11 protein-coding genes and 1 pseudogene are annotated in these 11,807 nt (G+C 62.7%); 4 read left to right on the top strand and 8 right to left on the bottom strand.

Translation table 11 applies throughout. The features are described from left to right. Positions 1-33: 33 nt before the first annotated feature. From C6P61_RS15390 to traJ, 6 genes are read right to left on the bottom strand one after another with little or no spacing between them, the layout of a single operon-like run. On the bottom strand, positions 34-420 hold the full coding sequence (locus C6P61_RS15390) for a conjugal transfer protein TraD (RefSeq protein WP_105730813.1): 387 nt from the start codon (positions 418-420) through the stop codon (positions 34-36). Positions 421-441: 21 nt separating this feature from the next. Further along, positions 442-2,505 carry a DNA topoisomerase III gene (locus tag C6P61_RS15395; protein ID WP_105730814.1) on the bottom strand — a complete coding sequence of 688 codons (2,064 nt, stop codon included), beginning with the start codon at positions 2,503-2,505 and terminating at the stop codon, positions 442-444. A gap of 12 nt (positions 2,506-2,517) precedes the next feature. Continuing rightward, positions 2,518-3,054, bottom strand: a complete 537-nt coding sequence (gene traF / locus C6P61_RS15400; protein WP_105730815.1) for a conjugative transfer signal peptidase TraF — start codon at positions 3,052-3,054, stop codon at positions 2,518-2,520. Beyond that, positions 3,051-4,964, bottom strand: coding sequence for a type IV secretory system conjugative DNA transfer family protein (locus C6P61_RS15405; RefSeq protein ID WP_105730816.1), 1,914 nt, complete (start codon positions 4,962-4,964; stop codon positions 3,051-3,053). The genes traF and C6P61_RS15405 overlap by 4 nt, the downstream gene beginning before the upstream one ends. Beyond that, entirely contained in the window at positions 4,961-7,201 is a 2,241-nt protein-coding gene (traI, locus tag C6P61_RS15410) for a TraI/MobA(P) family conjugative relaxase (RefSeq protein ID WP_105730817.1), read from the bottom strand. The genes C6P61_RS15405 and traI overlap by 4 nt, the downstream gene beginning before the upstream one ends. Positions 7,202-7,235: 34 nt before the next feature. After that, positions 7,236-7,646, bottom strand: coding sequence for a conjugal transfer transcriptional regulator TraJ (gene traJ, locus C6P61_RS15415; RefSeq protein ID WP_244908974.1), 411 nt, complete (start codon positions 7,644-7,646; stop codon positions 7,236-7,238). A gap of 369 nt (positions 7,647-8,015) precedes the next feature. Here traJ and C6P61_RS15420 point away from each other — a divergent pair, with 369 nt between their 5' ends. The 4 genes from C6P61_RS15420 to C6P61_RS15440 all read left to right on the top strand — a co-directional run bounded on the left by C6P61_RS15420 (position 8,016) and on the right by C6P61_RS15440 (position 10,953). Further along, entirely contained in the window at positions 8,016-8,417 is a 402-nt protein-coding gene (locus C6P61_RS15420; RefSeq protein ID WP_105730818.1) for a TraK family protein, read from the top strand. Further along, positions 8,417-9,142, top strand: coding sequence for a nucleotide-binding protein (locus C6P61_RS15425; protein WP_105730819.1), 726 nt, complete (start codon positions 8,417-8,419; stop codon positions 9,140-9,142). Before C6P61_RS15420 ends, C6P61_RS15425 begins: the two co-directional genes overlap by 1 nt. Beyond that, a complete protein-coding gene (locus C6P61_RS15430) occupies positions 9,142-9,582 on the top strand; it encodes a conjugal transfer protein TraM (RefSeq protein WP_105730820.1) in 441 nt (146 codons plus the stop codon). The genes C6P61_RS15425 and C6P61_RS15430 overlap by 1 nt, the downstream gene beginning before the upstream one ends. 300 nt (positions 9,583-9,882) lie before the next feature. Further along, the gene (locus C6P61_RS15440) at positions 9,883-10,953 is read left to right on the top strand and encodes an IS110 family RNA-guided transposase (protein ID WP_105730821.1); all 1,071 of its coding nucleotides are present in this window, start codon (positions 9,883-9,885) and stop codon (positions 10,951-10,953) included. 90 nt (positions 10,954-11,043) lie between these two features. Here C6P61_RS15440 and C6P61_RS18400 read toward each other — a convergent pair whose 3' ends face one another. Together C6P61_RS18400 and C6P61_RS15445 are read right to left on the bottom strand one after the other, a co-directional pair. Then, on the bottom strand, positions 11,044-11,226 hold the full coding sequence (locus C6P61_RS18400; RefSeq protein ID WP_146115069.1) for a hypothetical protein: 183 nt from the start codon (positions 11,224-11,226) through the stop codon (positions 11,044-11,046). 19 nt (positions 11,227-11,245) lie between these two features. Beyond that, positions 11,246-11,807: pseudogene (locus C6P61_RS15445) on the bottom strand (IS5 family transposase); the annotation flags it as partial.

Below are 11,807 nucleotides of genomic sequence, written 5' to 3' on the forward strand. Positions count from 1 at the left end.
CGGAATAGCTCGTTGAACTCTCGACGCCCTCGGTCAGCCCTCAGACGCCTTGCGCGCGGCGGCCTGGGCCACCGTCTCGCCAGGCCGCAGGTCGTACAGCTCGCGGGCGTTCGTGGTGGTGATGAACGGCGGGATGTCGGCGCTTGGGCCTTCGTCATCCAGGAATGCCGGCTCTAGCGCGCCATCAACCTCCACCAGGTCGTCGCCGCTCTCGGCAGCGTCCTGCTCGGACAACGCGTCCTCCACGAACGCGCCGACGCGCTCGGCTTCATCGGGATCGAACTCGACCTGGAAGCCGGGCGTCAGCGCGTCGGCCATCTTCTCGCGCACGGCCTCGCGGCCGGCGGCGTCGTCGTCAACCGGGGGCAGGACGGCCAGCGGCTCGTCCTGGGCGGTGGTATTGGTGGTTTGCTCGTTCATGGTTGGTCTCCTTCGCTGTGGTCATTCGGATGCCGGGCCGTTGCGGCCCTTGCTGTAGTCGGGCCGGCCCTTGAGGTCGGGGTAGGTCTGCTTGCACGTGGGAAAGTTGCTGCATCCCCACCAGAACTGCCCCTTCTTCTTGCTGGCCCGGCGCGACAAGCCGCTGCCGCAGGCCATGCACTTGTGAAGGGACGACACCGGAGCGGCGTCCTTGCCGCCGGCGATGGTCACGGCTCCGCTGTTGGCCTTCGCCACCTGGTCGCGGATAAACGTCTCTTGCCTCGCGATGAAGGCGTCCAGAGCGGCCGAGCCCTGTTCGACGCCTTTCAACATCCGCTCGTAGAGCGCGGTCAGCACCGGGCTTTTCACAACCTCGGGCAGCGCGTCGATGACGCTGCGACCGAGGGTCGTGCTGATGATCTGCTTGCCCTGGACGGCCAGGAACTCGCGCCGCTTCAACTCGGAAATGATCGACGCGCGGGTGGCGGACGTGCCGATGCCGTCGCCCTCCCGCAGCATCTTCTTGTGCTCGGCGTCACTGACGAACTTGTGGATGTTCTCCATCGCGCGGATCAGCGTGCCTTCGGTAAAACGCGCCGGCGGCTTCGTCTTGGCGTCCTTGCGGGTGGCGTCCGTGCAGCTCACGGCGTCGCCCTGGGTCATCGATGGCAGGAGCAGAGTGCCGCTGTCGTCGTCCTCATCCTTCTCGGCTTCCTCATCGGCCTGGCTGTACACGTCACGCCAGCCGTTGCGCGTGACCACCTTGCCGCTGGCGGCGAAGTTCTCGCCAGCGATCTCGACACCCACGGTGGTCTGCATGTACTCGTGCAAGGGGTAAAACTGCGCCAGGTAGGCGCGCACGATCAGGTCGTAGATGTTGCGCTCGCGCTCGCTGAGGGCGGCCTTGCTGCCCTTCTGCATGGTTGGCACGATGCCGTGGTGCGCGGTGATCTTCGAGTCGTCCCAGGTCTTGGACTTGATGCGCGAATCGGCACCATCGATCAGGCCGACCAACTCGGGGTTGACGTGCTTGATCGCCTCCAGCACGCGCGGCGCGTCGGCGTGCTGCGACTCCGGCAGGTAGGCGCAGTCGGTGCGCGGGTACGAGGTCAGCTTGTGCGTCTCGTAGAGCGCCTGGCAGGCGTTCAGCACGTCCTCGGCGCTGTAGCCGAACTTGGCCGAGGCCACGGCCGTAATGTCGGACAGCGCGAAGGCCAGCGGCTGGTTCTGCCTCTTGGCTTCCTGCTTGTACGCGTCGATGATGCCCGGCTTGCCCTTGACGGCGGCCACCAGGGCGTCGGCGACGGCGGTATCGACAAGCCGGCCCTCGCTGTCCAGGCCGGCTTGATCCTCCCTGGCCATCCATGCGACGGTAAAGCTGCCGCCGGCGTGCTCCACCAGGGCCCGGATGGTGTGGTATGGCACGGCCTTGAACGCCTCGATCTCGCGGTCGCGGGCGACCACGAGGGCCAGCGTCGGCGTCTGAACGCGGCCCACGGTCAGCAGGGCACGGGAGCCGCCGCGCTGCGCGCGCAGCGTGTACGCGCGGCTGAGGTTCATGCCGATCAGCCAGTCGGCGCGCTGCCGCCCGCGAGCGGCGTCTGCCCAGCCGGCATAGGTGGTGTTCTCCTTCAACGCGGCCAGGCCGCGCTTGACGGAAACAGAGTCCTGCGCGCTCACCCAAAAGCGGCGCACCGGCTTGCTGTTGCGAAAGTGCTCCAACACTTCGTCAACCAGCAACTGGCCTTCGCGGTCGGGATCGCCGGCGTTGACGATTTCCTTGGCCTCCTTGAGCAGCTTGCCGATCACGGCGAGCTGCTTCTTCGCGTCGTCCTTGGGCTTGAGAATCCAGCTCTCGGGGATGATGGGCAGCTCATCGACGCGCCAGACCTTCTTGCCCGACTGACCGCGTGGCACGTCATCGGGCGTGTACTCGTCGGGGTCGGCCTGTTCGAGCATGTGGCCGAAGCACCAAGTCACTTTGTCGGTGCCGCACTCGATAAAGCCTTCGCCCCTGCCGGTCGCGCCCAGCTCGCCGGCAATGGCCTTGGCGACGGACGGCTTTTCTGCGATGAAAAGGCGCATGATGGTGTCTCCCTACCAGGTGATGACGGGGCGGATCACGCTCTTGATTTGCGAACGATTGATCGGGCCGAAGTAACGGCCATCGAAGGACGTGGCACTCACGTTCGACATGAGCAGAACCTCGGCATTGCCGAGCGTGTAGCTGTTGGACTGATAGCGCGGCAGCGGCCGGCCGGCCTTGTCGGCCTTGATCGGTGCGCTGAGGGGCAGCAGTTCACCGTTCACGCGCACGCCGTCATCGTCGACAGCCACGGCATCGTCTTTAGCGGCTAAAACGCGCTTCATCATGTAACCGTAGCCGCCCAGGCAGAAGCCGGCCCCGATGTAGCTCCTCTCCTTGGCATCATCGAACACGCCGAGCTGGGGCGGGCAGAAGAGGACGTAAGCCCCTTTCTCCACCGGCGCGCTACTTTTCCAGTACAGGCCGACCGGAATGCTCTTGGTGGTATTCACGCGGGCACCGGCGGCATAGCCGCCGGCGGCAAGCAGCAGGGTGGCCACTCCAGCGATGGCGAAGCCTGCCGCGATGCGTTTCAGGATGCGGCTCATATCGTGACGCCCTCCCCTTCCGTCTCGGCCTGTGCGACGGCGCGTAAGCGGTCGCTTGCATTGGGCGCGGGGATTGCAGCGCGTGCCGAGAACACCGGGTCTTTGAAGTACAAGGGTTGCTTGCCGTAGATCGCCGGGTAGCCGGCGACGTAGATGACCATGTCGCCGGCCTCTTCGATCTCGCCCTGAGCGTTCTTCTTCGGCCCCGGCATGCGCAGGCATTCATCGGGCGTCAGCAAGGGCCGCTGCACCTCCTGATAGGTGCGCGACACCTGACCCAGCATCGCCGCCGTACGGCGGCCGCTGGTCGTGATCTGTTCCTTCACTACGGTGGTCTGCCCGGTGAGGCGGGACAGATGTTCGGCCGTCTCGACGCGGTTGGGCGGATAGGCGTTCTGCACGTGACAGTTCGATGTGATGCTTTCGTCGTGGCCGTAGCCTGTCTCTCGGCTCTTGAGCTGGTTAATGTCCTGGCAGATGAGGTAGCACTTGATGCCGTAGCCGGCCACGAACGCCAGCGACTCTTGCATGATCTCCAGCTTCCCAAGGCTCGGAAACTCGTCCAGCATCATCAAGAGCCGGTGTTTGTAGTTCGCCACCGGACGACCGCCCTCGAAGTCCAACTTGTCAGCTAGCAGTCGCACGATCATGTTCACCATGACGCGCACCAGAGGCCGCAAGCGAGCCTTGTCGTTGGGCTGGGTGACGATGTAGAGGCTTACCGGGTCGTCCTCGTGCATCAACTGCTTGATGCGGAAGTCCGACCTGCTGACGTTGTGCGCCACTACCGGGTCGCGATACAGGGCCAGGTAGGACTTAGCCGTGGACAAGACCGAGCCGGCTTCTTCTTCGGGACGATCCATCATGTCGCGGGCCGCCGAACCGATGGCGTGATGGTTCTGGCCGTCTACGTGCTCGTAGGTTGCCATTTCCATCCAAAGCTCGCCAATGTCCCGGTTCGGATCGGCCAGCATCGCATCGACGGACGGCAGCGTGGCCGTTCTACCCTCGGCTCTCGCCTTGTAGAGTGCATGTAGGATCACGCCGACCAGGAGCGCGAAGGCGGTTTTCTGCCAGTGCGAGTCAAGGCCCTTGCCCTCTGGATCGACGATCAGCGTGGTGAGGTTCTGCACGTCCCCCACCTCGTATTGGGTGCCGTGGCGGATTTCGTCCAGCGGATTCCAACAGACGCCGCCCGAGGTACTGGCCGGCTCGAAGCGCAGCACCTTGTTCTTGGCGTGCTTCTGCCGCCAACCGGCGGTCAGCGCCCACAACTCGCCCTTCAAGTCGGTGATGACACTGCTCGCGCCCCACGACAGCAGCGTGGGCACCACCAAGCCGACGCCCTTACCCGAGCGCGTGGGAGCGAAGGTAAGCACGTGCTCAGGGCCGCTGTGCCGCAGATAGAAGAAATTGCCGTCCTTGTCCTGCCAGCCGCCCACGTACACGCCGGTGGCCGTGGGCGCTGCCTTGCCGGTGACTCTCTCCAAGGCGCTGCGCTCGCGCGGAAGCAGGCCGGCCGCCTGAATGTCCTTCTTCTCGGCCCAGCGAGCCGAGCCGTGCAGGTACTCGTTCGCCTTCGAGGTGTTGGCCGTGACGACTTTCGCCACGGCCACACCCAGCAGACCCACGGTCGAAACCAGGATGCCCATGCTGCCGGCCTTCATGATCTCGTCCGTGTACTGGCTGTACCACTTGTATGTCCAGTGCAGGATAGACCAGGGGGCGTACACGTGCTCCACGTTCGGGCCAAGGGTGGCGTGATAGGCGAACGTATGGGCGAAGAACTGTGTCGCGGCCTGGAGGCCGCCGACCAGGGAGATGGCTCCTAGCACCGGCAGCAGCTTGCTCTGCTTTGGTTTCGCAGCTCTGACTTGCGGCCCAACAGCATTGTTCATCTTGAACTTCATCTACTCCTCCCTTGCGACGTTTTTATGGAGCCCTTCGTGTTGATCGAGACTGCATCGCCAACAGCGATGCGTGTCAAGCGCCGGGCTGTGGCCTGGTCAATGGGCATCACCATGACCACATCACCTCGCTTCAAGAGAGCCAGCGCCTGGTTATCGACGTTCCTGATGCCCTGAAACTTGAGAGGACCATCGCCGGCAGTATATCGAATATGCTTCGGTATATCGAAACCTTTTAGACGCTTCGACTCACGTTCTATGATGTATTTGTCGGCGGCTGTAACGCTTGGAGAAGTAGCTCCTACTCCTGTTCCTGGCCGAGAAATGCCCCGTCGCAGTGCGTGATCTGGTTGGGTTCCTTGCTGCTCCACGTGACGAGGAACATCACGCGGCAATAGCACTTCACTTCCGCCGGCGATGCGAACCACACCGAGTTCGGACAATGTTCGCAAACGGTGCTGGCTTTGGGGCGGCGGTTTTTTTCCAATGCGTCCAAGGTCGGGCTTCCAGTGGATGTTGGCGGCATGATGGCCGGCGTCGGCGCGGTCGCCTCGGCCGGCTGCTGGCCGGCCGTCGCCTGTTCGGGCGACGGCTGCGACTTCGGTAGCGTGTTGGTCGGCAGCGGTCCGCTGTCCAGGGCCGCCAGCGCCGCGTCCAGTTCGTCCTCGATGCTCGGGTCTTTCGGTTCGCTCATGGGTGTTCTCCTGGTTCAAAAGCGCATGCCGCCGGCTCTCAAGCGCCGGATCAGCGAAGGTGATGGGTAGCTGGGAATCGACGGCGGCGCGGATGATCTTTGCCTTGAACTCCACCGTGCCGTTGACGGAAATGCGGTTGCCATAGCGTTGCATCGCCAGGCGCAGGGCTTCTTGCAGCCCTTCGCGCGTGGCCTCGCGGGAGACTTGCAGGCGGTCGCCGTCATCTCGCACGGCGCTCATGCCAGCGCGGAAGATGATCGTCCCCTTCTTCGTGATGTTGTCCACCGCCGGCGCCTGGCCGGGCTTCGCCTGGCCCTCGCCCCGGATGGTGTTGCCCTTGAGGCCCTGGGCCGCCTCGCGGGCACGCAGGGCGGCCAAGGCATCGGCGCTGCCGTGCTGCGCCTCCTTCTTGAGCCAGTCAGCCCACGTGCGCCGGCTGTGCTCGGCATAGAGCAGGGTGCGCTCCTGCTGGAACTGCTTGTTGATTGCCTGGATTTCGCTCCGCAGCGCCTTGCTGGCCTGGGCGTACAGCAGCTTCTTGTTCGTTCGGCCCTCGCCGACCACCTTGATCGTTGCGCGGCGCAGGCGGTTCGACCGCTTGGCCGCCTCGATCAGCCGATCCTTGTGATGACGAGCACGCTCCAGGGCCTGACCGCGCGCCGTCGTCAAGCTCTGTTGCTCAGCCTTGTACTTGGCGTACAGCTCCACGGTATTGACGCGGAGCCGGATAGGGTCTTTTCGGTACTGCCGCTTCGCGTTGGATTGCGCCTGCCGCTCGGGCGAAGCCTCGAACGGGCCAAGCCGAGCCTCCAGGCTCGGCTTGGAAAGGTCGCGGGCTACTGTGCTCGCCTTGACCATCGTTCCGTCGCCAGCCTCGAACACGAGGCCATTGGCACGGACGCGCAGCTCCAGACCGTTTTCGTGCATGACCTGGTGCAATTCCTGCCAGGACTGCGCGCCCTTGATCTCGTCCAGGCACTCGCGCTTGATCCACCCGACCAGGCTTTCCACGCCAGCATGCCGCTCCATGTCTGCCGCCCTACTCTCGGCACCGCGTCTGCGCGATTCGTGGTTGTCTGGCTCCAGTCCGTAGTCGTGCTCCAAGGCCGTGCAAAGCTCGGCCAGCGCCCGATGCGAGTAGTACGGCTCGTGCATCGTGAGCCGCGTCGGGTGAATCTTGTTGACGGCGATGTGGATGTGCAGATTTTCGGTGTCGTGGTGAACGGCACTGACGCGCTGATGCTCGCCGTAGCCCAATCCCGCGCAGATGCGTTCCTCGATCGCGCGCAAGGTGTCGGCGCTGGGCTGCTCGCCGGGCCGGAAGCTGACTATCAGGTGATAGGTCTTGTCACTCTTCGCGCGGGTGTTTGTGTGCTGTGTCGCCAGCACCTCCGTGATGGCGTCACGCACGGAACCGGCCTCGCAGTTCGTGATGTGCACCTGGCCCAGCCGGTGTTCCTTGCTCTGCGCGTCGGTGACATAGTTCACCAGGGCGGCGAAATCTGACTTGCCCAGCGAGCGCATGGTCACGTGCTTGGCGATCATCGGCCGGTCTCCAGCTTTTTAGCTGCTAAAACACTCAAGGCTCGGCCCTCGGCTGCACCACGGACTTCATGAGCCGGCTCATTTCGTCCTGGGTGGCTTCGATCCGGCCCAACAGTGCAAGGATCGTGGCGTCTCCGAAGCGCGCCGTACGAGCATCGTCGGTAAGCCATAGCTTGAGCAAGCCTCCCAGCCGACCAAGGTCGCCATTGACGCGCACCAGCTCGCGCACGTACTCGTAATCCATGACGCCCTTGATCTGGTAGCCCTGACCCACATCGCGCAGGTAGCGCGCCACGCTGACCCCCGCCCTTCTGGCGTTCGCCTCGATCAGTTCTTTTTCACCGGGGAACACCGGCACCCGCAAGTGCTGCCGCCGCTTTTCGGCGGGCCTTGATTGCGCCACGTCATCTTCGGGCAAGTCCAGAAGCGGAAAAATGGAACTCATGTCGTTTGCCTCACTTCCTCCCGGCGGTAGCCGGGTGCCTCGCAGAGCAGGATGACCGTTGAGTGCCGCAGGCACGAATAAGGGACAGCGAAGATAGATAACCGGCTTGTCCGGTTAGCTAACTTCGCACATCCTGCCCGCCTTACGGCGTCAATTACTCCAAGGAAAGTCTATACCTGCAATTTCGATTTATCCACAAGTATCACGCCATCAGCGCGCAAAATTTGTAACGGATATAGCGAAATATTCGACGACGACCCATAATCCCGTTGTCGAAGCGTGCCAATGCACTCTGACAGCGGACTTTTTGCGGTTTTGCAGCGCTGCTCAGTAGCGTTGGATTTGCAACGAGAGGGATGGACGAACACGATGCCAAAGACCTACCCCGACGAGCTGGCTGAATGGGTGAAGGGACGGGAAGCCAAGAAGCCGCGCCAGGACAAGCACGTAGTCGCTTTTCTGGCCGTCAAGAGTGACGTGCAAGCGGCGCTCGATGCGGGCTATGCGATGAAGACGGTCTGGGAGCACATGAAGGAGACCGACCGGCTGCGCTGTCGGTACGAAACCTTCACCCAGCACGTGAAGCGGTACATCAAGGCCGTGCCGGTCGCTGCTGCACCGGCTCCCACCACTCCCCCGAACAGCCAGGCCAAGGGCGCAAAGCCCGACCCGAAGGCCGCGCCACCAACCTCGGAAACCCCCAAGAGTGAACCGCCCAAGATCGGTGGCTTCACGTTTGACGCGACTCCAAAGAAAGAGGACTTACTGTAATGGCAAAGATTCACATGGTTTTGCAAGGCAAAGGCGGCGTCGGCAAGTCGATGATCGCGGCGACCATCGCTCAGTACAAAGCCAGCAGGGGACAGAAGCCGCTTTGCATAGACACCGATCCGGTCAACGCGACGTTCGAGGGCTACAAAGCCCTGAACGTGCGCCGGCTCAAAATCATGGACGGCGACGAGATCAACACCCGGAATTTCGACGCCTTGGTCGAGATGATCGCTTCGGCCGATAGCGACGTCATCATCGACAACGGGGCCAGCTCGTTCGTGCCGCTGTCTCACTACCTCATCAGCAACCAGGTGCCGGCGCTGCTCCAGGAGATGGGCCACGAACTCGTGGTGCATACAGTCGTCACCGGCGGGCAGGCCCTGGTGGACACGGTGAGCGGCTTCGCTCAACTCGCCAGCCAGTTTCCGGCTGGATGCCTGTTCGTGGTCTGGCTGAACCCGTATTGGGGGCCAATCGAGCATGAGGGCAAGGGGTTCGAGCAGTTGAAGGCATACACGGCAAACAAGGGACGCGTGTCAGCCATCATCCAGATTCCGGCGCTGAAAGAGGAGACCTACGGCCGCGACTTCGCCGAAATGCTCCAAGATCGGCGCACCTTCGATGAGGCCCTGGCCAATTCGGCGCTCACGATCATGACGCGTCAGCGGCTCAAGATCGTGAAAACCCAGCTCTTCGCCCAGCTCGAAAACGCAGCGGTGCTCTGATGGCGACCGACGACAAGATCGAGGAGCTGATACGGGAGATCGCGGCCAAACACGGCATCGCCGTGGGTCGGGACGATCCGATCTTGATCCTCCAGACCATCAACATGAAGTTGATGCAGGACAGCGCATCGGCCCAGCAGGAAATGCTGGACGCCTTCAAGTCGGAGTTGGAGACCATCGCCCACCGATGGGGTGATGACGCCAAGGTGAAGGCGGAAAGGACGCTCAACGCGACGTTGGCGGCCAGCAAGGATGCCATGACTCAGGGAATGCAGGACGGAGCGAAGGCGGCCGCCGAGGCCGTGCGGAACGAGGTAGAAGGAGTGACGGCGCAGCTCGTCGCGCCGATCCGCGAGGCGCGGCGTGTCGCCATGATGAACATGGTCGCGGCTGGCATGGCAGTCGTGGCTGCCGGCCTTGTTCTGTGGGCGTCACTGTAGATGGTGAGCAGCGTCGGTTGCGACGATGACACAGGATACCAACTGAAGTTCTGGGCTTCCTTGACAAAGTTCACTGAGCTTGGCCGTGGTTGGACGAACCGTGGGGCAGAGAACGTGACCCTGGCAGCTCAAGACAATTGAGCCAAAAGGAACCCGCCAAGTGCGGGTCTTTTCTTGCTTTAGTCTTCTTAGAGCGTGTTCAAAGAATACGAAGGGACTTCCCACTTCCGGGCTACGGCATCGAGTGCCAAGATTGGCGTGTTGGAAGTCAATCTCAACCACTATGGAAGGGGAAGTCCCATGCGCAACATTACACGAGTCGGCGTCGATCTGGCCAAGAACGTCATCCAGGTTCATGCGGTCGACGCCGCGGGCAAGGTGGTGACAAACCGGGCGCTCAAGCGCGAGAAGTTCCTGGCCTGGTGTGCCGATCTGCCCGCAGGCTGCCTGGTAGCTATGGAGGCTTGCAGCGGCGCCCACCACTGGTGCCGTCAATTGCGCGAACGCGGTTTCGATGCCCGCATGATTCCAGCGCAGTTTGTCGCGCCATACCGGATCCAGGGCAAGAGCGGCAAGAACGACGCAAACGATGCCGCAGCCGTCTGCGAGGCGGCCTCGCGACCGCACATGAACTTCGTACCGCCCAAGACACTGCCTCAGCAGGGCATGCTGTGCGTACATCGCCTGCGAGAGGCCCTCAAGGAAGAGCGAACCGCCTGCATCAACCGTATCCGAGGTCTGCTGGCCGAATTCGGCGTCGTGCTGCCACAGAAACCCGCCATCCTGCGGCAGCACCTCAACGAAGTACTGGAAGACGCCAGCAACGACATCGCCGGCATGGCCCGCCTGGTGCTGCAAAGGGCTCAGGAACATTGGCGAGAGCTCGAGATACATATCCAGTGGTGCGACGAGCGCATCGCTGCCCACCAGAAGGACGACGAGCAGGTCCAGCGGGCTGCCGAGCTCAAGGGGGTCGGAATCATCACCGCATCGGCGGTAGTGGCCACGGTCGGCGACTTCAAGCAGTTCAAGAATGGCGCCCAGTTCGGCGCCTGGCTGGGACTGACGCCGAAGCAGAATTCCAGCGGCGGCAAGACCAGCCTGGGCAGCATCACCAAGCGCGGCAGCAACTACTTGCGAAACCTGCTGATACAGGGTGCCAAGTCGGTTGTGTTGGTCGGCAAGTACAACGACGACCCCATCTCGCAGTGGGCGCAGCGATTGCGCGAGCGCTGCGGCTGGCAGAAGGCCGCTGTGGCACTCGCCAACAAGAACGCTCGGATTCTCTGGGCCGTCATGACTGGCAGCAAGCGCTATGACGCCCGCCATGTCAGCGTTCCCCCAACTGGATCGATGCCGGCGACAGCGTAACCGGCCAGGACGACAATATCCGTCACGAAATCTCTTTCCTTGCCAGACGTGAAATCGAAGATGCATTGAACTGGTCAGACCGGCAGCGGGTCAGCTCGAACAGAAGTCTGTGGATCCATTGATGCCACGCTCAATGAATGGAGCCCCGCTGAGCGGTTCGTATCTGGGGCCGCACCAAGTGCAACAAGCCCGGCTGTAGAGATGCAGTCTGTTCCTAGTTTCAAGCAGTTCGGTCGCGTCGATCGCTGGGAAACCGTCTTCAAAGAAAACCACGCCTACCTACCGCACTTGACTACGTGGGAAGTCCCTGTAGTCTTCTGAGCAAGAGCCCCAAGAAGGCCAGATGAATGAACTGCAGACTGGTGTTGAGCAGCCGCTCGCAGTTCTTCCATAGCCGCCTGTTCTTGTCCAGCCAAGCAAAGCTGCGCTCGACGATCCAGCGCTTGGGTATGACCCTGAAGGTGTGCAGTTCGCTGCGCTTGGCGACTTGTACCGTCACATGCCCACCAAGGAGGTCTTGCGCCCCCTGCGCAAAGGGCTGGCCCACGTAGCCACTGTCGGCCAACAGGCTTTGCACCCGGGCCAGCCTGGACTTGCAACGCTCCAGTGCCTGCAGCGCGCCCTTGCGATCGGTCACCTCTGCCGTCGTCACCGCCATCGGATGCGGCAGCCCCTGGGTGTCCACCGCAATGTGGCGCTTGATGCCCGAGACCTTCTTGCCCGCGTCATAGCCCTTCAAGGCCGCCGGGTCCGTGTTCTTCACGCTCTGCGCGTCGATGATCAAGAATGCGCTGCAGGCGTTGCGCCCCAGTTTCTCTCGGGCCGCGCCAACCTGATTTTTTTAAAGCCTGCTC

Source organism: Malikia spinosa (assembly GCF_002980625.1).
GTDB lineage: Bacteria > Pseudomonadota > Gammaproteobacteria > Burkholderiales > Burkholderiaceae_C > Malikia > Malikia spinosa.